This window comes from Acinetobacter sp. GRABPA_MV_2 (genome assembly GCF_056725885.1).
Genome location: NZ_JBWZNA010000030.1, coordinates 1 through 23843, shown reverse-complemented (window position 1 = coordinate 23843; position 23843 = coordinate 1). Strand labels below are relative to the sequence as shown.

Here is a 23843-nt window from a genome sequence, read left to right as displayed (position 1 = left end):
GATTTATTTTTTTACAAACAAATATTTCACTTTTTAAAATTTTATAATTATATTTGTAATATTGAATATAAATACCAAAAATTTGTTTTGGGAGAATAAAAATGAATGCACAAGTGAGTGTGACCGATCTATTTAGCAGAGAAGAAATACAGGAACTAACACAACCCTCAGATATATACGGTGCTTGGGCTGTTGCTAGTACGTGGGCCGTTATTGGCGGAACATTTGCTAGCTTAATCATGATGTGGGATTACTTACCTAGCTGGGGAAAATTACTTGCTTGTATGCTAGCTTTAGCTATATTGGCAGGTCGCCAGTTATGCCTAGCAATTTTGATGCATGATGCATCTCATAAGAGCTTATTCAAAAATAAAAAAATAAATGACTTTGTAGGCGAATGGCTATGCGCCCGTCCAATCTGGAATGATCTACAAAAATATCGCGTACATCATGTTCGTCATCATGCAAAAACCTCTACTCCAGATGACCCCGATCTTTCGTTAGTTTCTGGTTTCCCTGTAAGTAAGAAATCGCTTACTCGTAAATTTTTACGCGACTTAACAGGTATGACAGGATTAAAGTTTAGCTTTGGTCGAGTGTTAATGGATCTAGATCTAATGAAATGGACCGTTGCAAATGATCAGGTTTGGCTAGATCGAGGTAATAAAAAGCTCGTTGACTATACCAAAAGTCTTATAAAAAACAGTAGTGGTGCCATTGCAACCAATGTAGCTCTTTATGGTGTTTTAAAAGCTTTTGGTCAACAACGGTTTTATTGGTTATGGCCCCTAGCTTATTTAACACCGTTTCCATTATTTTTAAGAATTCGCTCAATGGCCGAACATGCAGGTATGCAAACGAGTAATACAGCTTTAACCAATACACGAACAACACGTGCAGGTTGGATTGCTAGAAGTTTTGTGGCGCCTATTCATGTCAATTACCATATGGAACATCATTTAATGGCTTCGGTGCCCTACTTCAAATTGCCGCGTATGCATCGTTTATTGAGAGAGCGTGGCCATGTGCCGGCACCACCTAGCTATTTTAAAGTGATTGAATCACTCTCATCTAAGCCAGAACAATCTACTTAATTAATTCATATGATAAATGAAAGGCCATGAAGTTAAATTTATGGCCCTTTAATTTTAATCCGCTATTTTATGCTGGGTTTGGAAATATTTAGGCGTCATCCCCATCCAGCGCTTAAACGCACGAGTGAAGTGAGAAGTCTCGGCATAACCTAGCATTAAAGCAACTTTTTCGATCGACATGTTATTTTGAGCTAAAAGTTTCTGGGCATGCTCCTTTTTCAGTGAGTCTACCAAGAGGGTAAAACTAGTATGATCAAGAGCTAAATAGCGTTGCAAAGTTCGCTCCGACATACCCATGATATGAGCCACTTGCCCAACTTTTAATGCGTCAATATTCCCATTTAAAAGCAATTTTTCGGCAACTTGTTTGACTTGGCCTTTCCAACCACTTTTTAAGTTTAATTTCTCTATATCCCGCTTACATTGCGCATTTAATAACGGCGCTAGCATTGGGTCTGCTGTTAATACAGGCTGTGCTAAATACTCTTTTGGAAATATCCAACGATTACGCTTTTGGTTAAATAAACAAGTCACGGCCAGTTGATGACTGATTTGGTCAAAACCTATTGGCTCTGGCATTTGTAATTCAACTTTTCCCAAATGGGAAAGCCCTGTTAATTTTTTCGCAATTTGGACAAAACCGATTAACAAAAAAATGTTGGCATTTGGGCTCAGCTGAAATGCCTTGACGGGCTGATGAATGGACCAATACACATCATTATTTACTTGTTTTAATTCTGGTTTAAAAACCTTACAACGTGAACCAATGAATTGTTCAAGTATTTTCAGCGCTTCTCCTAAATTTGGAGAAACTATGGCAGCCATTCCTACTGAACCATAACATGAAGCCGTCATGCTTAAAACTAAATATCCTGCCAGTGCTGGCTCTTTGCATAACTCAATCGCCCGCTCAATAAGCTGATTTAAGATATTGAACTCAACATACCAGTAAGGCTTTTCTAATTGGTCTAAAGTTATTCCACTTCCATTCAAAAGCTGCTCACCAGAGACACCCCACCGCTTAACAGTCTCGACAATTAAATTAATATAGGTTCCGGGTAATTCTGGATTCATAAACAACCCAATGAGCAAAATAAAATGGCGCAAAATGGTAAAAACTGTCAGTTCATGAACTATGCCATGCTTTTAAATTGATGCATAGTTATTCAAAACAAAATCCGCTGAATTGCAAGACAGCACAATTTCTGAAAAGAATACAGGTCTCACCTTATGAACATTCTTATTGTCCATGCTCATCCAGAACCACAGTCTTTCACCACTGCTCTAAAAAATACAGCTAAGCAAACCTTAGAAAAATTGGGGCACAGCGTAGAAATTTCAGATTTATATGCGATGCAATTTAACCCTATTGCATCCAAGGAGGATTTCTTAGAGCTTAATCAGCCTGACTATTTTAACTATGCACTAGAACAAAGAAATGCCAGCAAAAATCAACTTCTAGCTCCAGATATTCAAGTAGAAATTGAAAAGGTAAAAAAAGCAGATCTAGTCATTTTAAATTTCCCACTTTATTGGACATCTGTGCCAGCAATTTTAAAAGGTTGGATTGATCGCGTATTTGTCTCAGGGCTTTTTTATGGAGGCAAGCGGTTTTACAACCACGGCGGCATGGTAGGTAAAAAAGCGATGTTGTGTTTAACACTCGGTGGTAGAACACACATGTTTGGAGAAAACTCTATTCATGGTCCAATTGAAAATTATTTATCCCCAATTCAACGTGGTACTTTGGCATATGCTGGTTTTGAAGTTCTGCCTCCATTCATTGCTTACCATGTACCTTATATTAGCCAAGAAGCACGAGAAACCCTTCTTGAAGACTATGTAATCTACCTTACTCATCTGGACCAGCTTGAGTCATTAACATTTCCGAAGCTTGAGCAATTTGATGAAAAACTATATCCACTCTAATGCTATGTTTTAGCTATAAAAGTTAAATAACCGAATTTAGATCATTATTTTCGGTTTTTTTATTACACATAACTTTCAAATATAGAATCCAAATTCGCTCAAAAAATAGATCAAATGGTAAAAAAATTAAGGTCAACTTTTTCATAAAATTAAGAATATAAAATTGAATCAATAATATACAGATGTAGAGAAACTAGACTTATCAACTAAAAATGACAACCAATACTCATTTCATAATCACTTAATTCATATTTTTACAAAAAAATCTTTGACCATTTTTCTTGGATTTGTGACAAAAATGTCATAAAAATAAAGACCATTACTGATATATAAAAAATATAAATATCAATTAATTAAATTAATTAAACAATAGAAATATTCCTTCATTTTTCATTCATTATTGACAGATTTTGTATAAAAAGTGAGTACTCTTCAGTTCATACAATAGATTTACTCTTATTTTAATTATGCTATTTTTGTTACATGGAGTTATCAAAGCTTCTATTACTTGTAATTAGGAGCTTTAAAGGCAACACAGTTTAAACGGTTTAACTCTGTTATTTTTAAAAAAATGTCTTGAAGTTCAAGGAAAGATTAAAATGAAATTAAAACATCTGAGCACTGCAATGATTTTAGCAACGCTGCCTGCAACTGGGGTTTTTGCAGCAGCATTGGATCGCTCTGGACAGTCAATGTCTGCATTCTTACAACCTGGTAACTACTTTGAAGCTGGTATTTCTATTCTAGACCCAGATGTAGCGGGTAAAGAAGCAGGATCAAGCACAACAAGTCGTAACATTGGCGATATGGCTGATGATTATTTTTTTCCAAGTGCAGCCTTAAAATTACAACTTAACGATAAATTTTCTTTTGGTTTACTTTACGATCAACCATTTGGTTCAGATGCAGAATACACAGGTAATAATGCATTTGTTTCAAACCCTGGGTCTGACTCAGTTTTATCAGCTGGTGCAATTGACGGGATTGTTACTAAAAAAGCAAAAGAGGCTTTAGTAGCACAAGGTTTACCTGTAAATGATCAAACCTTAGCCATAGCAAAAGGCCAAGTTTTAGCAAGTCCTCAATTTCAGCAACTTGCTGGTGCTCTTGCTGTAGCAAATAATTATTTAGGTACTGGCGGAACTAAAGTTGAGGTAGATACACAAAACTTATCTTTTGTTTTTGGCTTCCAACCAAACCAAAACTTTAACTTCTATGCTGGTCCAGTATTACAAACAGTTAAAGGTAACGTAAGTCTTCGAGGTCAAGCTTATAGCCTTTACAATGGTTATGATGCAAATATTAAAGAAACTACTGGTGTAGGTTGGTTAGCAGGTGCAGCTTATCAAATTCCAGAAATTGCGCTTAAAGCATCTTTAACTTATCGTTCTGAAATCGACCATAAAACCAATATTAATGAAGACTTATCTTTATTAAATTTCCCTGGTCTTACTTCTGTGCTCGCTGGTTTAGATGTTCCGGCATCTAAGCTTCAAGCTATTAATTCAGAAGGTAAAACTACAATTACTACCCCTCAATCTGTAAACCTTGATTTCCAAACAGGTATCATGGCAAATACAGTGGCATTCGCGAATGTACGATGGGTAAACTGGAAAGACTTCTCTATCCAACCATATAAATTTGGTAAAGTTTCAGAAGCTGTAGGTGGGCTTGTTGGACGTCCAAATGGTTTTAACTTAGTTGAATACTCTGATGACCAATGGTCTGTTAACGCCGGTGTTGGCCGTAAACTTAGCGACAAGTGGGCGGGTAACGTTTCTGTGGGCTGGGACTCTGGCGCGGGTAATCCTGTAACAACCTTAGGCCCAACAGAAGGTTACTGGAATGTAGGCTTAGGTCTTCAATATAGTCCTACTCCACAAACTTTCCTTGCTGGCGGTGTAAAATACTTCTGGTTGGGTGATGCTAAAGCTCAAACTGGCGCACAAGCTGGTAGTGATCAATATGTTGCGGATTTCTCTGACAACAACGCTATCGCTTATGGTTTAAAACTTGGTTATAAATTCTAAGTTTCAAGACTCATTCATATAAAAAAGGCGCTTTAAGCGCCTTTTTTATTATTTATTCTTAAGCTGGTATTGTACGCTGTGAAACAGAACGGATTGCTTCTTTTAATGCATCATAACCGTGGATAGCTGGAAATTGTGGAAACTCAGCAATCACATTTTCTGGTGCATCAAACAAAAAACCGTGGTCAGCTTCACCAAGCATGGTTGTATCATTATACGAGTCACCAGCAGCAATTACACGGAAATTTAAACCATGTAATGCTTTAACCGACTCACGTTTTTGATCTGGTTGACGCAGTTTATAAGCCGTAATCATTCCTTCTTCATCTGTCTCTAACTTATGACAGAAAATTGTTGGCCATCCTAATTGCTTCATTAAAGGATGTGCAAATTCATAGAAAGTATCTGACAAGATTACAAGTTGGAAATGCGTACTCACCCATTCAACAAACTCTTTTGCACCTGGTAATGGCCCCATCTCAGCAATAACTTCTTGAATGTCATTTAAGCCTAAACCGTGTTGTTTTAAGATATTAAGGCGCTGAGTCATTAAAACATCATAATCCGGAATATCACGAGTTGTTGCTTCGAGTTCTTTAATCCCTGTTTTTTTTGCGAAATTGATCCAGATTTCAGGAACTAAAACCCCTTCAAGATCTAGGCATACGATTTCCATGAATGCTTCCAACGTTGGTTAAAAATTGCTGTATCATACCATTAAGATTTTCAGTTTTGCGTTGTTATTGATCAAATCAATTTTATTCATAAGGATCGAAATTAAAGTGCTAAGCACTTTATCAACTATCCTTTAGAATATTTTTCATAACTTAATGCGCCCAAGCCTTTTGCCAGGAACACACATGACCGTTATTCCGACTATTGATATCGTAGATGCTCTTGCTGCTGAATATGCAACCAAAAGCCCTCGAGAAATTTTAGAACTTGCCTTAAGCCAACAAGGTGAAATTGCAATTTCATTTTCGGGAGCAGAAGATGTTGTGTTAATTGATATTGCTTCACGCTTAGGCAAACCTTTCCGTGTATTTAGTCTCGATACGGGCCGCCTGCATGCCGAAACTTATCAATTTATTGAAACTGTCCGTAAACACTACAATATCAATATCGAAATTTGTTTTCCTGAATCTGAAGCTGTTCAAAACATGGTAAACGAAAAAGGTTTATTCAGCTTTTTTACAGATGGGCATCAAGAATGTTGCGGTATTCGAAAAGTTCAGCCTTTGCGTAAAAAACTTGCGACTTTAGATGGCTGGATTACGGGTCAACGCAAAGATCAAAGTCCTGGTACACGTACAGAGATTCCTGTAGTACAAGCTGATGCTGGCTTCTCTGGCCCAGGTAAGCAACTCATTAAATATAATCCTCTAGCGAACTGGACAAGTGCTGAGGTATGGAGCTATATCCGTATGATGGAAATTCCATATAACCCTCTTCATGAGCGCGGTTTTGTTTCTATTGGCTGTGAACCATGTACGCGACCTATATTACCAAACCAACATGAGCGTGAAGGACGCTGGTGGTGGGAAGAAGCCACTCAAAAAGAGTGTGGCTTACACGCTGGTAATATGAAAAAGTAATTGGATATCAAAAAACCACTGGCAAATCAGTGGTTTTTTTTATGTCATGTTCCGTACACAAAGTCATATTTTCTCTACTCTAAACGCTATATACTTAATTTTACGGTTCTATAATTCTAATAAGAGCTCATATAAGGGCTTCTTAGAAAAATGCATGAGGCACAATGATTTATGCGTCCATTACACCCAATTGATTTCATTTTTCTGTCACTTGAAAAAAGACAGCAACCCATGCATGTCGGTGGATTATTTTTATTTGAAATTCCTGAAAATGCACCAGAAACCTTTGTACATGATTTAGTAGAAGATATTAAACGCTCAAAAAGCATTCCTATCCCTCCCTTCAATAACCGTTTAAGTGGTCTATTTTGGGATGAGGATGAAGAGTTCGATATCGATCATCACTTTCGCCACATCGCTTTGCCTCACCCGGGCCGTATTCGTGAACTTCTGGTTTATATTTCACAGCAGCATAGCTCACTAATTGATCGTGCAAAGCCACTTTGGACTTGTGACATTATTGAAGGAATCGAAGGCAATCGTTTTGCCATGTATTTTAAAATCCATCATGCCATGGTAGATGGTGTTGCGGGTATGCGTTTGATCGAGAAATCTCTATCAAAAACACCAGAAGAGAAACATGTTGTTCCTTTATGGTGTGTTGAGAGCAAAAGAGCTAAGCGTCTAAAAGTACCAACTCCAAGTACCAGTAAAATTAAAAGTATTTTAGGTGGCATTAAGTCTCAACTCGACATAGCTCCAAAAGTCATGCACGAGCTATCTCAAACAATATTCAAGGAAATGGGTAAAAATCCTGATTATGTTTCTACTTTTCAGGCACCAGTTTCTATTTTGAACCAAAGAGTCAGTGCTTCACGTCGTTTTGCGGCCCAATCATTTGAATTAAGCCGCCTTAGAAAAATTTCAAAAGCATTAGGCGTGACAATTAATGATGTTGTTCTAGCTGTATGTTCAGGCGCTTTACGTGAATATTTGATTAGCCAAAACAGCTTACCTAAAAAGCCACTTATTGCCATGGTTCCAGCTTCATTACGTACAGATGATTCTGACATGAGTAACCGAATTACCATGATTTTGGCAAATTTAGGGACGCACAAAGATCAACCGTTAGAACGTCTAGAAATCATTCGCCGTAGCATGCAAAATTCAAAGCAACGCTTTAGCCGCATGACTGCGAATGAAATTTTAAACTATAGTGCAGTTGTTTATGGTCCGGCAGGATTAAACATCATGTCAGGAATGCTTCCTAAGCGTCAGGCGTTCAATTTAGTAATTTCTAATGTACCAGGACCACGTGAGCCGCTTTATTGGAATGGCGCGAAATTAGATGCTCTCTACCCTGCTTCAATTGTCATGGATGGACAAGCTCTAAACATTACCATGACCAGTTATTTAGATAAGCTTGAAGTTGGATTAACCGCTTGTCGAAATGCTTTGCCAAAAATGCAAAACCTTTTGACTCATTTAGAAGATGAGATACAACGTTTTGAAGAAATTATTGCAGAGAAACAGCTGAAGCATCATTCAGCAAGTTAGAAAATTAAGGGGCTTTGAATTGGCCCCTTATTTTTTGATTGTGCGGCACTGGTTAAGCAACTGATGACATACTGAACGAATCATTGCAGTTGTAATCGGTACTTCTTTACCTTGGTCATTCAACATATAGCAGCTATTTACTGGCGTGCTTTCTAAAACATGTTTAAGACCGTTGCTAATTAAGTTTTCACTTACATTCATGGGTTATACCTCTTATTGTTTGCTAAGACGTTTAATAGGGAGAACGTCTAGGGCTACTGTATGTAAGTAGTATTTAAAATTCATGAATGAAAGTAAAATTTCAGTTGTAACAAGGATTAAGCGATATCTTGTTACAACTTTAACTTAAAATGATATCGTATTGCTCTTGCGTATATAAATTTTCGACCTGAAATTTAATAACACGGTTAATAAAATGCTCTAAATCGGCTACTGCTGGTGCTTCTGCTGTTAATAATCGGTCAATCACAGAAGGATGGGCAACAACAGTAAAGCCACTCGTTGACTCAAATGCGCGGGTATATCGTAATATCTCACGAAATATTTCGTAACATACTGTCTCCGCTGTTTTGACAAAACCACGTCCTTGACATGTTGGACATGATTCACATAACAAGTGTTCTAATGATTCACGAGTTCGTTTACGCGTCATTTCGACCAGACCAAGTTCTGACACTTGAGTAATTTTGGTCTTCGCGTGATCTCGCTCAAGCATTTTCTCAAACTGACGCATCACCTCTTCACGGTGAGTTGCTTCTTGCATGTCAATAAAATCAATAATCAGAATACCACCCAAATTACGCAGTCTAAGTTGACGCGCGATAACTTGAGTCGCCTCCATATTGGTTTTAAAAACAGTGTCTTCAAGACTACGACCACCTACATATGAACCTGTGTTAACGTCAATCGTTGTCATGGCTTCAGTCTGGTCGATCATCAGATAACCGCCTGACTTCAAAGCTACCCGAGTTTGTAAGGCTTTTTGAATATCTTCTTCAACATTATAAAGATCAAATAGTGGTCGCTCCCCCGGATAATGGATGAGACGACTCTTCATATTCGGGACAAACTCATCTACAAACTCAAGCAGTTTTGCATGAATCTCTCGCGAATCTACATAAATCTTTGCGGTTTCTTCGCTTGCTAAGTCGCGAATAATACGTTGAGGTAATGGAAGTTCTTCAAAAATTAAAGAAGGAACAGCAACATCCGTCTGCTTGCGCTGGATGTACTCCCACAATTTGCTCAGATAACACATGTCCTGTGCAATTTCTGCCTCATCCACACCTTCTGCAGCCGTACGGACAATCACACTACCAGGTAAATTATGCTCAGATTGAATACCTTCAATAATATTACGCAGACGATCTCGCTCTTCTTCAGACTCAATACGCTGCGAAACACCAATATGGTTGCCATACGGCATTAAAACCAAATAGCGAGAAGGGATTGAAAGATCTGTACTGAGGCGTGCGCCTTTTGTGCCCAACATATCTTTCATTACTTGGACAGTAAGGGTTTGCCCAGGATGTAATAGCTCAAAAACATTCGGGGTTGGTTGTGAACGAGGCCAAACCATATCATTGATATGTAAAAAGGCTGTTCGAGACAAACCAATATCAACAAAGGCAGCTTGCATGCCCGGAAGCACTCGTACAACTTTACCCTTGTAGATATTGCCGACTAGACCGCGTTTAACTGTACGCTCAACATACAGTTCATTAACAGTTCCATTTTCGATTAATGCCACCCGACACTCCATAGGCGTGACATTAATAAGTAGTTCTTCTGACATACATAAACTCAAAGCATTATAAAATTTTTTATTAAAGAGTCAGAGGAGCTGTTAACTTTAACGTTGTCTAGTGTTCATCGACAATGCTATTCAATGAAGAAGGATAACAACCCCTTATGTCTTTACTCTTTTGAATAACTGTGCAAATTCGTATAAAGGAAGTCCTACCACATTACTATAACTTCCTTGAATTTGGGGAATATATTGCGAGGCAATTCCTTGAATTGCATATCCACCCGCTTTTCCAACAGGCTCACCCGTGGTCCAATAATCTTCCATATCCTGTGTAGTCAGGCGCTGAAACTCAACTTGTGTTTGCACTACCTGACTTAACATCTGTTGTTGAGTCGCAACGCACAGTCCCGAAAACACATCATGCCAACGTCCAGATAATTGTTTCCAGATTTCAAAGGCATGATTTTTCGATTCAGGCTTACCAATAATTTGACCATCAAGTCCCAGACTTGTATCGGCAGCAATAACAATGGCTTCTGGAAAAAGCTTCAATACAGTTTGAGCTTTTTCTCTAGCCAACCGTTCAACATAGTGATGAACCAGCTCATTTTCATGAACAGACTCATCAATGTCAGGACTATAGATTTCAAAATCTAAGCCTAGCTGTTGCAACAGCTCCTTCCGACGAGGAGAGCTAGATGCTAAAACTATATGCGCCATTTTGCCAAACAATAATAGACGACCGGCCATGTGATGATACTTGTCATCAAAGGCTGCCAATGTCTAGCAATTGAAAAATGAATTCCACCCATCGTCTGTGTTACCCACATAAATGCTAAATGGGCAATAATGACCAACGTTGCTATCGTCCATAAATTAACAAAAGTTAAAATACGGCGTTCCCGAATTAAAAAACGGGTAAGAAAAGTTACAATTACAAAACTTAAGGCATTGAGTCCTAAAGGCGCATCAAGCAGTAAGTCTGTAAAAATCCCCATCCCAAATGCAAACCAGACCCCACACCATGTTGGCTGGCATACTACCCAAAATAGCATGATCATTAACATGAACAGCGGTCGCCATCCTGAAATATCATAGGATAGCGGATAAACCATGAGTACAGAACCCACAATAACGGAGAGAATAATTCCCCATAATGGATCTTTACGCTTTTCTCGTTTAAGTTTAGCGATCGGCATATGGCTGCTCCTTCGCTAATGATTCAGAGAAAAGTACAACTACATGATGCCCTGTTGCTAATTGTGCTGATGGTGTTACATCAATTTCAGCAAACTCACCTGAATTATGGCGTCTTATTTTGGCAACTGTACCCACTGCGTAACCTGCTGGGAAATGTTCACCCAAGCCTGAGCTAAACACTTTATCACCCACCTGAATATTCGCACTGGTCGGGACATATTCCATTTTTAAACGGCCCAAATCACCTGTACCAGAAACAATCGCCCGCATCCCTGTACGCTCAAGACGTACCGACAGTGAATGTTCTTTATCTGATAACAACATCACGCGTGAGCTATGAGGATATACGTTAATGATCTGCCCCATAATACCTTTATCATCCAGAACCGTTTGACCAACCTTTAGATGGTCCATAGAGCCCCGGTTAATAATGATGATATGACGTAATGGGTCTGCATCTGTACCAATTACTTCGGCAATTTCCATACGGCCATCAATAATTAATGGGGTATCAAGAAGTCCTCGTAAACGGGTATTTTCAGCTGACAGTTCAGAAAGTTTCTGTAAGCGGACTTGAGCTTGTAAAAGCTCAGCCTGCATCGCGGTATTTTCACGACGCAGTTGTGCTTCAGATTTTGTTTGTTGATTCAGCCATTCTCTCGACAGTACCGGATAACTAGCCAATGCATAAATTGGGTTATATGCAGCGTACAAGACATCCCTTGCTGGCTGAATTACATAAGGCATGCGCCAATCAAAGAACAGCACAACCAAACATGTAATGACCGCAATAATGAACGAGCGGAAAGATGGCGGCTGTCTTGAAAAAATATTCGGTTGCACCGCCTAATCCTTAAAATTAACCGACGAAAAGCATGTCATGGTTCGGGTTGTCGAAGAATTCTAATACTTTACCACCACCACGGGTTACGCAAGTGAGAGGATCTTCAGCAACAACAACTGGTAAACCAGTTTCTTGAGCCAATAACTTGTCAAGATTACGAAGTAGCGCACCACCACCTGTCAACACAATACCGCGCTCAGCAATATCAGAAGAAAGTTCAGGAGGAGTTTGCTCAAGGGCAGATTTCACAGCACTTACAATACTTTGTAACGGATCAGAAATAGCTTGAGTAATTTCGTCAGAAGTTACAGTAATTGCACGAGGTACACCTTCTGCAAGGTTACGACCACGTACTTCGATTTCTAATGTTGTACCATCAGAAACAGCCATACCTACTTCTTTTTTAATAATTTCAGCAGTGGTTTCACCAATCACACAACCGTGAGCTTTACGAACATAATTGATGATTTGCTCATCAAAAACATCGCCGCCGATGCGTAAAGAGTCAGCATAGACACAACCTTGCAATGAAATAATTGCAATTTCTGTTGTACCGCCACCAACATCCACAACCATAGAACCACATGCTTGTTCAACTGGCATACCTGCGCCAATTGCTGCTGCCATAGGCTCTTCAATCAAACGAACATCACGGGCACCAGCATTAAATACTGCTTCGCGAATCGCACGACGCTCGACCAAAGTTGATTTACATGGTACACATACAACTACACGAGGTGCAGGTGGGAACAAACGTTTTTCGTGAACTTTACCAATAAACTGATTTAACATGGTTTCAGTCACTTCAAAATCCGCAATTACACCGTCTTTCATTGGACGAATTGCAGAAATATTCGCAGGCGTACGGCCCAGCATTTGCTTAGCATCTAAACCTACAGCAGCAACAATTTTTTGTGAACCACTGTGACGAATTGCCACAACTGTTGGTTCATTTAATATAATGCCGCGGCCTGGTGCATAAATAAGTGTATTTGCTGTACCTAAATCAATGGCTAGATCCGGCGAAAACAAGCCAATTAGTCGTTTTAGAATCACGGTTCGTTCTCAGTTAAACTTTCATGTGGATGCAAGGTGGCAACTTTAAACTAAATGTGATGATTTGAACAAGTCAATCGCTTATTATAACGCACGATATTTTGAAAATTTTTAATACTGATTAGGTGATGTTATGTCTACATCGGATGCACAGCATTCAGCAGATTTAAATGCACAAACAGTTTCAGCAATCGCCAATCTTGCTCGATTGTCGCTCAATGATACGCAATCTGCTGAATATGCTCAAAGTCTAAATAAAATTTTAGGCATGATGGAAACCTTAAAAGGCATTGATACGGAAGGCGTAGAACCTTTGAAAAGTCCTTTTGACAATCCTCAACCTTTACGTGCTGATGTGGTAACTGAAAGCAATCATCGAGATGAATACCAAGCAGTTGCACCTGCAACTCAAGATGGTTTGTATCTTGTTCCTCGCGTGATTGAATAACTTTTAGTCAATTAATCCATCTTCCCTATTTTGAATGTAAAGAAATTTTACTCATGACTGATTTACATCGCTTATCAATTCGTGAACTTGCTGAGGGCTTAAGCCAAGCGAAGTTTTCATCTCGCGAACTGACTGAACACTATTTAAAACGTATTGCTAAAATTGACCCTCTGGTAAAAAGCTACGTGACAATTACACCTGAACAAGCTCTTGCTGAAGCCGACGCTGCCGATGCAGCTTTAAAAGCAGGTAATGTAACAGCTTTAACGGGTATCCCTCTTGCTCATAAAGATATCTTTTGTACCAAAGGCATTAAAACGACTGCTGGTTCAAAAATACTAGACAACTTCATCTCTCCTTACGATGCAACGGTTGTTGAAAAAACTAAAGCAGCTGGTCTTGTCACTTTAGGTAAAGTGAACATGGACGAGTTTGCAATGGGCTCAACTTCTGAGAGTTCATATGTCGGTGCAACGAGCAACCCTTGGGCACTTGACCATGTTCCTGGCGGTTCATCTGGTGGTTCTGCTGCGGCTGTAGCGGCTGATTTAGCGCCTTTCGCTACAGGTACTGATACAGGCGGCTCAATTCGTCAACCTGCGTCATTCTGTGGCTTAACAGGCTTAAAACCAACCTATGGTCGTGTATCTCGTTTCGGGATCATTGCTTATGCATCATCATTAGACCAAGCAGGTCCAATGGCACGCTCTGCTGAAGACTGTGCTTACCTGATGAATGTAATTGCAGGCCATGATGCTAAAGACTCGACTTCGGTTAAAAAAGAAGTTGATGACTACGTTGCAAATTTAAACAACACATCTGTAAAAGGTTTACGCATTGGTATTCCTAAACAGTACTTTAACGTTGCAGGTTTAGATGCTGACGTTAAAACACGTGTTGAAGAATCTTTGAAAAAGCTTGAAGAAATGGGCGCAACGCTTGTTGAGATCGATCTCAACATGACTGAAGCTTATGTACCGACGTATTACCTGATTGCGCCAGCGGAAGCATCTTCTAACTTGTCACGTTATGACGGTGTTCGTTATGGCTACCGCTGTGAAAACCCAGCAGACTTGATGGATCTTTATAAGCGTTCTCGTTCAGAAGGCTTTGGTCCAGAAGTTCAACGTCGTATTTTGATTGGTACATACGCACTTTCTGCAGGTTATTACGATGCTTACTATGTGAAAGCACAAAAAGTACGTCGTTTAATTCAGCAAGACTTTTTAAAAGCATTTGAAAATGTAGACGTGATTGCTGCTCCTTCTGCACCAACAACTGCTTATAAAATTGGTGCGAACTTAAGTCCAACTGAAATGTATTTAGGCGATATCTATACACTTGCAGTGAACTTGGCAGGCTTACCAGCGATTAATGCTCCTGTTGGTTTTGATAAAGACAGCTTACCTATAGGCTTACAATTAATTGGTAACTACTGGTCAGAATCACAATTGTTGTCGATTGTTCATCAATACCAACAAAACACCGATTTCCATACTCAACGTGCGGCAATTGCTGAGGAGAATGCATAATGGCTGAAGCTCAAAAGTTGAAATTGATTGACGGTTGGGAAGTCGTTATTGGTATCGAGATTCACACTCAGCTTGCAACCAATTCTAAAATTTTCTCAGGTTCATCAACTGAATTTGGTCAAGACCCAAACACGCAAGCGAGCCTAGTAGATTTGGCTATGCCGGGTGTACTCCCTGTTTTAAATGAAAAAGTAGTTGATCTTGCTATTCGCTTTGGTTTGGGTATCGATGCTTACATCGATCAAGCTTCGGTATTTGCACGTAAAAACTACTTCTACCCTGACTCTCCAAAAGGCTACCAAATTAGCCAAATGGACAACCCGATTGTGGGCTTGGGTCACATTGACATCCAACTTGAAGATGGTACGACCAAACGTATTGGCGTAACTCGTGCTCACCTTGAAGAAGATGCTGGTAAATCTGTACACGACCAATTTGAAGGTATGTCTGGCATTGACTTAAACCGTGCTGGTACACCTTTGCTTGAAATCGTTTCTGAACCTGACATGCGTTCGGTTGAAGAGGCTGTTGCTTATATCAAAGCGATTCACACGCTAGTACGTTGGTTAGGTATTTCTGACGGTAACATGGCAGAAGGTTCATTCCGTGCGGACTGTAACGTATCTTTACGTCGTCCGGGCCAACCTTTTGGTACGCGCTGTGAACTTAAAAACCTCAATTCATTCCGTTTCATTGAGCAAGCGATCAATGTTGAAATTGAACGCCAAATGGAAATTTTGGAATACGGCGGAAGTATCGACCAAGAAACTCGTTTGTTCGATCCAAACAAAATGGAAACGCGCTCTATGCGTTCTAAAGAAGAAGCGAATGACTACCGCTACTTCCCCGATCCAGATTTGTTACCTGTGATTATTGCTGATGAGCAAATTGAAGCTGCTCGCGCTGCACTTCCAGAGCTCCCTGCTGCTCGCCGTGCGCGCTTTATCGCAGACTTTGGAGTAACTGAGTACGATGCACATGTACTTACGCTCTCACGCGAAATGGCGGACTTCTATGAAGCTGTTGTGGCTGCTGCTGGCGGTGCGAAGCAAGGTAAAGTATCTGCAAACTGGGTAATGGGCGAATTCTCAGGTGCTTTAAACAAAGCAGGCCTAGATTTGGCTGACTCACCTGTTTCTGCTGAACAGCTTGGCGGCATGATTGCTCGTATTGTTGATAACACCATTAGCGGTAAGATTGCAAAACAAGTCTTTGGCTTTATGTGGGAATCGGAAGGTAAATCTGCTGATGACATTATTGCAGAAAAAGGCTTAAAGCAAGAAACCGACACAGGTGCAATTGAAGCGATCATTAAAGAAGTACTTTCAGCCAATGAAAAAATGGTTGAAGAGTACAAATCTGGTAAAGAAAAAGCCTTTAACGGTCTTGTTGGTCAAGTTATGAAAGCTTCTAAGGGTAAAGCCAACCCTGCTCAAGTAAATGAATTAATGAAAAAATTGATTGGTTAATTTCATTAGTCAACTCCAGAAAAAGCCTCGATTTATCGGGGCTTTTTTATATCACTTATACCCCCCTTCGACTAAAGAATGCGCTTTTTTCTGAAAAATGACATAGCGACTATGCTAATTTAAATTAAGAATTTAGATAAATTACATTTTAAAAAGAGGGATAAATCATGTCTAAAAAGATTCTAATGTTAGTCGGTGACTATGCGGAAGACTATGAAACTATGGTTCCATTTCAGTTCTTAACTGGTTTAGGTTATTCCGTCCATGCTGTTTGCCCACATAAAAAGAACGGCGACCATATTGCAACGGCTATTCATGATTTTGAAGGTGAACAAACTTATAGCGAAAAACGTGGCCACAACTTTGCGATTAACTATGATTTTGATGCCGTTAATACTGAAGACTATATAGGTCTAGTTATTCCGGGTGGTCGAGCACCAGAGTATTTACGTATGAATGAACGTGTTGTCGAAATTGTACGTGAGTTCGATAGAGTGAAAAAACCAATAGCAGCCGTATGCCATGGAGCTCAGTTACTTGCTGCGGCAGATGTGTTAAAAGACCGCCTTTGCTCAGCTTACCCATCATGTGCGGCCGAAGTAAAACTGGCAGGTGGACAATATGCAGACATTGCCGTGACTGAAGCCGTTACAGATGGACATTTAGTGACAGCCCCTGCTTGGCCTGCACATCCAGCTTGGTTAGCTCAATTTGTGAAAGTTTTAGGGGCTACAATTACGATCTAAAAGATCTCTTTATTCCAAATATAATAAAGCCTGCACTTAGATAGCAGGCTTTATTAATAAAATAAAAAAAACTAGATTTTTTATCTTGTGATTCCCAACTTATTCCAAATTTCTGGTGTTAAAAACGTCGTCACTAATTTATTTAAGTCAATATAGCGTAATATGCCCTGCAACTGCTGTTTAACGGCCGGGTCTTTAACAATATCTTCACCCGCACTTTGACCTAACTGTTGAAAAGCTTCTCCAACTGCTTTCACACCTTCAGCCTGAATCACAGCTTTAGTTTGGGTTGAACATTGCTCAACAATCACACGTTGTAAAACCTGGGCCAGTTTTTGATCTAACTGATCCTTTTGCTCAGGTGTTACATTACTAAATGCTTTTAAATCGGGATGGGCAGCTAAAGCCGTAAATGTCCATTGAAGTACAGTAGTTTTGTCAGAGGCAGTTGTTGCTTTAACCAGACAGTCACTTAACTGATCAACCGTTGGGCCAGCCATCGCAATTTGAGTAGTCCCCAATACAGCAGCCGCTACACATATTGAACGGCTCAGATGTGAAAACTTACGGCGAGCAATAGCGTAAAGATGATGTGACATAGGTCTAGCTCCAATAAACAATCTGTTCTTTTTATCACAGAGTCACCAAAGTTACCTGTTATGACTCTGTAACCGCAAAATACTTATTTCACCACAGACTCTATTCGATCAAGCTCCCACACCCCACCTGCTGCCAAGCCTTTGCACATACCTGTCCACATATTCTTAGTATGTACAAAACTCTTGCCATCCCACACCCATTCTTCACTTACCCAGCAGTCTCCAATGCCTCTTCCCTTTTGAGCACTACTGATCATACCGCTATCAAAATCTGAAGCGGATTCAGTCACAAACGCGGCCTTACCATTTAATGACTCATCTAGCACCCAAGCGCCATACCCTTCGTTATAGGCGCCTCTCCAGCACAACGTAGTCGCCAGAACTTTCTTATTGGTTAGTTTATATAGCTCAATTTTCTGTGGTTCAGCTCCATCGCTATTACCACCATAAACACCTTCACAAAAACCGTCTTCTTTCGGATTCGGTTTAGCAGCCATCAAACTACGGTGTATTGCTTGGTACTGTTTATTTTTAGGCTGTAAAGTTAAATAAGGTTTGTTTGAAGTCTTAATACGTTTAACAAGTAGTTTTGGCTCAGGCATAAGCACTTTGGCTTCATTGGCGCTGCCCTTTTTAACCAAAGCACCAACAGTTCCGATACGCTTCTGAAAATCATCCATTTTTAATAACACAGCAGTCATTCCAGCATCAGAAATTTTCCATTCATGCTGCGCATTTTTAAATAAAATTTCGGTCTTCTGTTTGGATTGCTGTAGTACAGCATTGACTTGCGAGCTGTTCAGTTTACCCATAAGTGGTAACTCAGTACCATCTACACTCACAGCGCCTAAATCTTTGCCATTTATATAAAAATGAATATTTTTAAGCTGGTTTGCTGGCATGCTTTGTTCATAGTCTGACAAAGCAAATTCAATCTGCACAGGTTGTTTTGGGCCAGCTTTACGTGTTAATAAAATTGAAGCAGGATTGTCACCATTTTCCTCGTTTTGATAACCTGCTGCCTTACAGGTGCCTGTATTACTGCAAGAGATTTCCCACTCTTGGTGAGAAAATGAAATACCTTTGATATCTTGAGCAAAACTATAAGAACTTATTACTGCCAAACAACCAATTGAAAGTATATTTTTCATTATTTCATGTCTCGATAGGTCTGTTTTATTATGAAGTTAATAATAGCGTTAAATTTTGAGTTACCGTCTAGTTTAAAAGAATATGTTAGATTTATATAAGATTTAAATTGATTACTTTCTAAAAATGAAAAAACTGAATTTTTTATTATTTACTGCATTTACCTGTCTAACCTCATCTGCTTATGCAGAAGTAAAAAGTTTTACACCCCATTTCCCCAAATTTTATAGCTCTGCTGCAACCCGCAAAGCAGACAATCAGTTCTACACTCTAGGAGAGGCAAAATTTTTAAACGGCATTACCATCCCTTTTTATGGTGTGACGGCACAAAGCCCAACAGAGAATGGTTTACTTAAAGACTTTGAAACCTGTACTCCTAAAAGCTGCCATTTTAATTTTAAACTCGAGGCTCAACACGCCAAACAATTAAAACTTCTTGCATTACCTGAAATAGGTTTAATACTTGTTCCACGTAACTGGCAAGATGTTCAAGCAAATGCAGGGGCAAATGGAGCTGGTTTTGCTCTAATAATGAGTCCAGATCAAAAGCAAGCGATTAAGCTTTATGACTCTTCTTTTTGTGTTGGGTGTGGATTACCCAATGCAACGCTTTATTTTCCCGAGCTATTAAAAGAAAGTCTGGAAAATGAATTTGGTGGATTTAAAGACCCTAAAAAACTCATCAATATTGTTCATCCCTCTAAAAGAGTTGCTTTTTTTAGCTACCAAATTCCTCAAGTGAACAATAAAACCCATGGCATTGCCAAATATGATGGTGAAGACACTTTTAACTATAAAGAAATTCAAATCACCTTAGATAAATCCCAACAATCTTTAGTTGGCCCTATCCTTAATTTTTATAATGCAACGCACTAATCCAATACTTATAAAAAAACCCGCTTTCGCGGGCTTTTTTTACTTGTGTAATATTGATTCAAAAGCCTTTAAACGCTTATAAATTGAAAGTAGTTCAATAATTGTTTTCCATGAGCTAATTAGATATTGGAATGAGTCCCGCACACGTCCAAAAACATTCATAATTTGTTGCATTAAGCCTAAAGTAAGTTTACCAGCAGCAATAGCCGGGAAAAGAACAACCAAATTATAGAGAATATCAAGTTGCCCATACCACGTTGCAGTCATATTAAAGTAGGCATAGTGGAAATAAAGTCGAAAATAGTTTTTACGCACATTTGCAAACAGTTCTTTTAACGTAACAGGTTGAGCACGTTCTGCATGGTCTTCGCCATAAACCAACTCTTTACGATAAGCAGCTTCTACCTTTTGGTTATTAAATTGTAGACCAGGTAATTTAATACCAACCACCATGAGTAGAATAGTACCGAAAATTGACCATACTATTGCGGCCCATACCAAAGAATGATTTAGTTCACCAACTAACGGTAATATAGGAACATATTTAGATAAATGAAATAAAATAGGTAAAAAAGCAATTAAAGTAATCACCGATTTGACTAGTTCAACCCCCAAATCTTCCAAAATTGTTGCAAAGCGCATCGTGTCTTCTTGCACACGCTGCGAAGCACCTTCAACATGACGTAGTTTTTCCCAATGCTCTGTGTAGTATTCATTCATTGCTGTACGCCAACGGAATACATAATGACTTGTAAAAAAAGCTGTAATAACACCTAGGGTTACGTATACCATTGCAATGTAAAGAAATACTAGGGTTTCACTATATAATGTTGAGATATCTCCCCCGCCACTCGAAAGCATTTTTTGGATTAAATCCCAAAATGGTACATACCAGGCATTAATAGCAACATTAACCTGAACTGCAAACCAGATATTAAATAGAATAAAAGCCGAACCCCAGATAGACCAACGCTGCCATGGGTTATTAGACATAATTTTCCAAAAACCGGCAAAAATTGCTGTTGAGATAAAGAACCAAAGATAGAACCATAAAAAAGCAGGTGACCAGAAGCGACTTACTCCTATAGGCAACTCAGCATCTGCATAACCATGAGGAAAGCCTACATGCTGCCCCCAGTGATCTCCCCCTGTATACCAGAGCACCATATTGAGTGCGAGCCAAATAACTACAGATATAAAGAAATACCTTGGTGACGGAAAAAATGATTTGAACATTGAGCGTGGATATCCCTATATTTCTTCAAATTTACAATGAAAGGAATACTAAAACCTAAACCTTAAAATTGTGAAGGGTAAAGTTTAGAGAATTGTCAGTTTTTCCTATTCCATTGAAGGATTTGATCGTTTTTTTGTAAATTAATCCCTTTTTTGGCAATTTAATCCATTTAAATTACCTTGTATATGACTCTTGATAGAGTCATATACGGCTTTTATAACACAGTGATATCAGAGATTAAATCTCTTCCTTACGAACAATATAGCCTTCTAATTGCATTGCTTGAATAAGCAAATCTAGGTCCGAGGCACTTTTTAATTCGACATCAACGCTTACAGCGCTTTCTTTGGCACGACTTGTTGCCGCAAAGCGTTCATGACGCAGCTCATAAATATTACCGCCCTGCTCAGCAATAATGGCTGTTAAACGAGCTAAGGCACCTGGATTATCAGGTAATTCAACACGAATACGAACCATACGGCCTGTACGGGTTAAATGGCGTTGTAATACAGAGACCATAACACGTGTATCAATATTGCCACCTGACAGAACCACACCTAATTTATGACCTAAAAACAGATCGGGACGCGACATAATTGCAGCAATACCTGTCGCCCCTGCTCCTTCACATACTGTTTTTTCAATATTAAGTAATAGTGCAATAGCCTCTTCAATCATGTCTTCAGTGACAACGACAATGTCATCAACATATTCTTTAGCAACTTGGGTCGTAAGCTCACCTGGAGTTTTTACCGCAATACCTTCAGCAACTGTAGATCCCATTGAAACGGCATGTTGATAATTACAAAGTAGTTTTGCCATACTTGGGTATACAACTGATTGTACCCCAATAATTTTAATTTTTGGATTGATCGCCTTAGCAGCAATTGCAATACCAGAAATTAAACCGCCACCACCAATTGGCACAACCAGAATATCCAGATCAGGCACAGCTACAAGCATTTCAAGTGCAATAGTTCCCTGACCTGCAATAATTTCAGCATCATCAAATGGGTGGATAATCGTTAAAGATTCTTCTTGTGCAACACGGTGCATTTCAGCAGCAGCTTCTGAAAAGTCCTGCCCATGCAAAATAACGCGTGCACCATACTCACGTACTCGTTGTACCTTAACGTTTGGTGTCGATTTCGGCATCACAATGGTCGCGGTCACACCTGTCCGCTGAGCATGGTAGGCTACACCTTGGGCGTGATTGCCTGCCGAAGCTGCAATAACACCATGTTGCTTTTCTTGCTCAGATAAACACAACAGTTTATTTAGAGCACCCCGCTCTTTAAATGAAGCTGTAAATTGTAAGTTTTCAAATTTCAACCACATCTCAGCCCCTAAGGTTTTAGAAATGGTTTCTGAGAAAACAAAGGGAGTTTTTACAACTAAACCTTCCAAACGCTCTGCGGCAGCATGAACATCATCTAATGTTGGAAAGCCATTTTTAACCTGTTGCTGTATCATTTATCCAGTCAGCCTCAATACACTACAAATCAATTATTTTTTAAAAACGGCAACAATATTTCATATTGACCATTAGAGTTTTCAGCATATCCAACATATCTCTAATATACAAAAAATTTTATTCCAAAAATTGAAGATTTAAACTTCCATAAAAAAAGCCCGTTGTGGGCTTTTTATTTAATTTTCAGAATATTAACGTTTATTTATTGGCTTTGAGCACTCAAGCCTTCCGTAGACATATTTTGTTCAGCTATTTTTTCATCAATAGCAAACTGAATATCAGAAAGCTTGGCATTAGCTGCATCCATACCAGATTTCATAGTAGCTTCACGGCCTTTGACATCAAAAATATGTGCTTTTTCTCTTAAATCTGGCTGAATAACAACATCTGCATATTGCAATTCTTCTGCTGCCAAACGCCCTTGCATAATATTAATATTCTGATTAAACAGTCCCCAAACATTCGAAGTTTCTGTATAAATAGGTTGAGCTAGAATATCAACTGCAATAATGACATCAGCACCTAAATCACGAGCCACTTCAACTGGCACAGGACTCACTAAGCCGCCATCAACATATTCAGATTTACCAATTTTAGTCGGCACAAACATACTCGGAATCGAAGCAGAGGCTCTCACGGCTTGCCCAGTATTGCCGTAGTTAAATACGGTCTTAGTGCCATGCTTCAGTTCAGTTGCCACCACATACATTGGAATCTTCATTTTTTCGAGTGGCATATTATTTACTTGCTGGTTAACGTAGTTCTCTACTTTTTTGCCATCAAAAAAGCCTTTTAAACCGATACTAATATCACGGACATCGCCAGCTTTCATTTTTAAAGCAGTATCACGCAGTTCAGCAGGTGTTTTACCACTCGCATAAATTGCTCCAACAATACTACCCGCACTCGTACCTACAATAAAATCTGGGCGAATACCATGTTGTTCTAAAACTTCAATCACCCCTATATGAGCATAACCTCGTGCTCCACCGCTACCCAATACAAGCGCAAGAATAGGACGTTTTTGCATTTTTTTAATTCTTGCAAAAGGTTGATCGACAGGACGAGCATAAGCTTCTGTCGTTTGCGGTTTTAGAGCAGCAGACAAGTGTGTGGTGGTCTGGCATCCCGCCAACACCATAGAGAGTCCGAGAACCCACAATTTAAGCTGTTTCATGGCCCATCTTCGCACTATGAGGTTTAAGTTCGGATTGCAATTTTAGTTGCTACTTTCGTGAAAAGCTGTAGTGAATTTATT

The 23843-nt window shown here is 39.3% G+C and carries 23 protein-coding genes; 10 read left to right on the top strand and 13 right to left on the bottom strand.

What is annotated here, in order from left to right; genetic code table 11:
* Positions 1-101: 101 nt before the first annotated feature.
* Positions 102-1094 (top strand): fatty acid desaturase family protein, encoded by a 993-nt coding sequence (locus ACXM0J_RS17785; protein WP_086265291.1) that lies wholly within the window; start codon positions 102-104, stop codon positions 1092-1094.
* 54 nt (positions 1095-1148) lie between these two features.
* Here ACXM0J_RS17785 and ACXM0J_RS17780 read toward each other — a convergent pair whose 3' ends face one another.
* Entirely contained in the window at positions 1149-2168 is a 1020-nt protein-coding gene (locus ACXM0J_RS17780; protein ID WP_086265290.1) for an AraC family transcriptional regulator, read from the bottom strand.
* 156 nt (positions 2169-2324) lie between these two features.
* Here ACXM0J_RS17780 and ACXM0J_RS17775 point away from each other — a divergent pair, with 156 nt between their 5' ends.
* Positions 2325-3023, top strand: a complete 699-nt coding sequence (locus ACXM0J_RS17775; protein ID WP_086265289.1) for an NAD(P)H-dependent oxidoreductase — start codon at positions 2325-2327, stop codon at positions 3021-3023.
* Positions 3024-3622: 599 nt separating this feature from the next.
* On the top strand, positions 3623-5053 hold the full coding sequence (locus ACXM0J_RS17770) for an OmpP1/FadL family transporter (protein ID WP_086265288.1): 1431 nt from the start codon (positions 3623-3625) through the stop codon (positions 5051-5053).
* A gap of 58 nt (positions 5054-5111) precedes the next feature.
* Here the strand turns inward: ACXM0J_RS17770 and thrH are convergent, their stop codons facing one another.
* Positions 5112-5729 (bottom strand): bifunctional phosphoserine phosphatase/homoserine phosphotransferase ThrH, encoded by a 618-nt coding sequence (gene thrH / locus ACXM0J_RS17765; RefSeq protein ID WP_009389629.1) that lies wholly within the window; start codon positions 5727-5729, stop codon positions 5112-5114.
* Between the two features lie 184 nt (positions 5730-5913).
* Between thrH and ACXM0J_RS17760 the strand changes: the two genes are divergently transcribed.
* Entirely contained in the window at positions 5914-6648 is a 735-nt protein-coding gene (locus tag ACXM0J_RS17760) for a phosphoadenylyl-sulfate reductase (protein WP_213034422.1), read from the top strand.
* A 171-nt stretch (positions 6649-6819) separates the two neighbouring features.
* Positions 6820-8205: a WS/DGAT/MGAT family O-acyltransferase gene (locus ACXM0J_RS17755; RefSeq protein WP_005064414.1), complete on the top strand. Its 1386-nt coding sequence runs from the start codon at positions 6820-6822 to the stop codon at positions 8203-8205.
* 27 nt (positions 8206-8232) lie between these two features.
* Here ACXM0J_RS17755 and ACXM0J_RS17750 read toward each other — a convergent pair whose 3' ends face one another.
* The 6 genes from ACXM0J_RS17750 to ACXM0J_RS17725 all read right to left on the bottom strand — a co-directional run bounded on the left by ACXM0J_RS17750 (position 8233) and on the right by ACXM0J_RS17725 (position 13055).
* Positions 8233-8406, bottom strand: coding sequence for a PA1571 family protein (locus tag ACXM0J_RS17750; protein WP_002116397.1), 174 nt, complete (start codon positions 8404-8406; stop codon positions 8233-8235).
* Positions 8407-8545: 139 nt separating this feature from the next.
* Positions 8546-10000, bottom strand: coding sequence for a ribonuclease G (gene rng / locus ACXM0J_RS17745; RefSeq protein ID WP_005064412.1), 1455 nt, complete (start codon positions 9998-10000; stop codon positions 8546-8548).
* 114 nt (positions 10001-10114) lie between these two features.
* The gene (locus ACXM0J_RS17740) at positions 10115-10675 is read right to left on the bottom strand and encodes a Maf-like protein (RefSeq protein WP_025465969.1); all 561 of its coding nucleotides are present in this window, start codon (positions 10673-10675) and stop codon (positions 10115-10117) included.
* Entirely contained in the window at positions 10663-11154 is a 492-nt protein-coding gene (gene mreD, locus ACXM0J_RS17735) for a rod shape-determining protein MreD (RefSeq protein ID WP_002116279.1), read from the bottom strand. Before mreD ends, ACXM0J_RS17740 begins: the two co-directional genes overlap by 13 nt.
* The gene (gene mreC / locus ACXM0J_RS17730) at positions 11141-11998 is read right to left on the bottom strand and encodes a rod shape-determining protein MreC (RefSeq protein WP_033850763.1); all 858 of its coding nucleotides are present in this window, start codon (positions 11996-11998) and stop codon (positions 11141-11143) included. The genes mreD and mreC overlap by 14 nt, the downstream gene beginning before the upstream one ends.
* A 16-nt stretch (positions 11999-12014) precedes the next feature.
* Entirely contained in the window at positions 12015-13055 is a 1041-nt protein-coding gene (locus ACXM0J_RS17725) for a rod shape-determining protein (RefSeq protein ID WP_000601379.1), read from the bottom strand.
* 133 nt (positions 13056-13188) lie between these two features.
* Here ACXM0J_RS17725 and gatC point away from each other — a divergent pair, with 133 nt between their 5' ends.
* The 4 genes from gatC (at position 13189) to ACXM0J_RS17705 (ending at position 17250) form a co-directional block, all read left to right on the top strand.
* Positions 13189-13503: an Asp-tRNA(Asn)/Glu-tRNA(Gln) amidotransferase subunit GatC gene (gene gatC / locus ACXM0J_RS17720; RefSeq protein ID WP_000107699.1), complete on the top strand. Its 315-nt coding sequence runs from the start codon at positions 13189-13191 to the stop codon at positions 13501-13503.
* Between the two features lie 53 nt (positions 13504-13556).
* Positions 13557-15035 (top strand): Asp-tRNA(Asn)/Glu-tRNA(Gln) amidotransferase subunit GatA, encoded by a 1479-nt coding sequence (gatA, locus tag ACXM0J_RS17715; RefSeq protein WP_086265286.1) that lies wholly within the window; start codon positions 13557-13559, stop codon positions 15033-15035.
* On the top strand, positions 15035-16504 hold the full coding sequence (gatB, locus tag ACXM0J_RS17710; RefSeq protein WP_086265285.1) for an Asp-tRNA(Asn)/Glu-tRNA(Gln) amidotransferase subunit GatB: 1470 nt from the start codon (positions 15035-15037) through the stop codon (positions 16502-16504). The genes gatA and gatB overlap by 1 nt, the downstream gene beginning before the upstream one ends.
* Positions 16505-16671: 167 nt before the next feature.
* The gene (locus tag ACXM0J_RS17705) at positions 16672-17250 is read left to right on the top strand and encodes a DJ-1/PfpI family protein (RefSeq protein ID WP_213034421.1); all 579 of its coding nucleotides are present in this window, start codon (positions 16672-16674) and stop codon (positions 17248-17250) included.
* An 80-nt stretch (positions 17251-17330) separates the two neighbouring features.
* Here ACXM0J_RS17705 and ACXM0J_RS17700 read toward each other — a convergent pair whose 3' ends face one another.
* Both ACXM0J_RS17700 and ACXM0J_RS17695 read right to left on the bottom strand, forming a co-directional pair.
* Complete coding sequence (locus tag ACXM0J_RS17700; protein WP_086265284.1) at positions 17331-17849, bottom strand: hypothetical protein; 519 nt, start codon at positions 17847-17849, stop codon at positions 17331-17333.
* 83 nt (positions 17850-17932) lie between these two features.
* Positions 17933-19000 (bottom strand): DUF1176 domain-containing protein, encoded by a 1068-nt coding sequence (locus ACXM0J_RS17695; RefSeq protein WP_086265283.1) that lies wholly within the window; start codon positions 18998-19000, stop codon positions 17933-17935.
* Positions 19001-19124: 124 nt separating this feature from the next.
* Here ACXM0J_RS17695 and ACXM0J_RS17690 point away from each other — a divergent pair, with 124 nt between their 5' ends.
* Entirely contained in the window at positions 19125-19874 is a 750-nt protein-coding gene (locus ACXM0J_RS17690; RefSeq protein ID WP_086265282.1) for a DUF4850 domain-containing protein, read from the top strand.
* 39 nt (positions 19875-19913) lie between these two features.
* Here the strand turns inward: ACXM0J_RS17690 and sbmA are convergent, their stop codons facing one another.
* The 3 genes from sbmA to ACXM0J_RS17675 form a co-directional block, all read right to left on the bottom strand.
* Positions 19914-21110: a peptide antibiotic transporter SbmA gene (sbmA, locus tag ACXM0J_RS17685; protein WP_086265281.1), complete on the bottom strand. Its 1197-nt coding sequence runs from the start codon at positions 21108-21110 to the stop codon at positions 19914-19916.
* Positions 21111-21348: 238 nt separating this feature from the next.
* On the bottom strand, positions 21349-22584 hold the full coding sequence (locus tag ACXM0J_RS17680; protein WP_060466052.1) for a threonine ammonia-lyase: 1236 nt from the start codon (positions 22582-22584) through the stop codon (positions 21349-21351).
* 203 nt (positions 22585-22787) lie between these two features.
* Positions 22788-23762, bottom strand: coding sequence for a patatin-like phospholipase family protein (locus ACXM0J_RS17675; RefSeq protein WP_213034420.1), 975 nt, complete (start codon positions 23760-23762; stop codon positions 22788-22790).
* Positions 23763-23843 lie beyond the last annotated feature (81 nt).

Excerpts from the sequence above, each read along its gene's own strand:
- ACXM0J_RS17785 (WP_086265291.1), top strand. The coding sequence starts at position 102 with ATGAATGCACAAGTGAGTGTGACCGATCTATTTAGCAGAGAAGAAATA.
- ACXM0J_RS17780 (WP_086265290.1), bottom strand. The coding sequence starts at position 2,168 with ATGAATCCAGAATTACCCGGAACCTATATTAATTTAATTGTCGAGACT.
- ACXM0J_RS17775 (WP_086265289.1), top strand. The coding sequence starts at position 2,325 with ATGAACATTCTTATTGTCCATGCTCATCCAGAACCACAGTCTTTCACC.
- ACXM0J_RS17770 (WP_086265288.1), top strand. The coding sequence starts at position 3,623 with ATGAAATTAAAACATCTGAGCACTGCAATGATTTTAGCAACGCTGCCT.
- thrH (WP_009389629.1), bottom strand. The coding sequence starts at position 5,729 with ATGGAAATCGTATGCCTAGATCTTGAAGGGGTTTTAGTTCCTGAAATC.
- ACXM0J_RS17760 (WP_213034422.1), top strand. The coding sequence starts at position 5,914 with ATGACCGTTATTCCGACTATTGATATCGTAGATGCTCTTGCTGCTGAA.
- ACXM0J_RS17755 (WP_005064414.1), top strand. The coding sequence starts at position 6,820 with ATGCGTCCATTACACCCAATTGATTTCATTTTTCTGTCACTTGAAAAA.
- ACXM0J_RS17750 (WP_002116397.1), bottom strand. The coding sequence starts at position 8,406 with ATGAATGTAAGTGAAAACTTAATTAGCAACGGTCTTAAACATGTTTTA.
- rng (WP_005064412.1), bottom strand. The coding sequence starts at position 10,000 with ATGTCAGAAGAACTACTTATTAATGTCACGCCTATGGAGTGTCGGGTG.
- ACXM0J_RS17740 (WP_025465969.1), bottom strand. The coding sequence starts at position 10,675 with ATGGCGCATATAGTTTTAGCATCTAGCTCTCCTCGTCGGAAGGAGCTG.
- mreD (WP_002116279.1), bottom strand. The coding sequence starts at position 11,154 with ATGCCGATCGCTAAACTTAAACGAGAAAAGCGTAAAGATCCATTATGG.
- gatC (WP_000107699.1), top strand. The coding sequence starts at position 13,189 with ATGTCTACATCGGATGCACAGCATTCAGCAGATTTAAATGCACAAACA.
- gatA (WP_086265286.1), top strand. The coding sequence starts at position 13,557 with ATGACTGATTTACATCGCTTATCAATTCGTGAACTTGCTGAGGGCTTA.
- gatB (WP_086265285.1), top strand. The coding sequence starts at position 15,035 with ATGGCTGAAGCTCAAAAGTTGAAATTGATTGACGGTTGGGAAGTCGTT.
- ACXM0J_RS17705 (WP_213034421.1), top strand. The coding sequence starts at position 16,672 with ATGTCTAAAAAGATTCTAATGTTAGTCGGTGACTATGCGGAAGACTAT.
- ACXM0J_RS17700 (WP_086265284.1), bottom strand. The coding sequence starts at position 17,849 with ATGTCACATCATCTTTACGCTATTGCTCGCCGTAAGTTTTCACATCTG.
- ACXM0J_RS17695 (WP_086265283.1), bottom strand. The coding sequence starts at position 19,000 with ATGAAAAATATACTTTCAATTGGTTGTTTGGCAGTAATAAGTTCTTAT.
- ACXM0J_RS17690 (WP_086265282.1), top strand. The coding sequence starts at position 19,125 with ATGAAAAAACTGAATTTTTTATTATTTACTGCATTTACCTGTCTAACC.
- sbmA (WP_086265281.1), bottom strand. The coding sequence starts at position 21,110 with ATGTTCAAATCATTTTTTCCGTCACCAAGGTATTTCTTTATATCTGTA.
- ACXM0J_RS17680 (WP_060466052.1), bottom strand. The coding sequence starts at position 22,584 with ATGATACAGCAACAGGTTAAAAATGGCTTTCCAACATTAGATGATGTT.
- ACXM0J_RS17675 (WP_213034420.1), bottom strand. The coding sequence starts at position 23,762 with ATGAAACAGCTTAAATTGTGGGTTCTCGGACTCTCTATGGTGTTGGCG.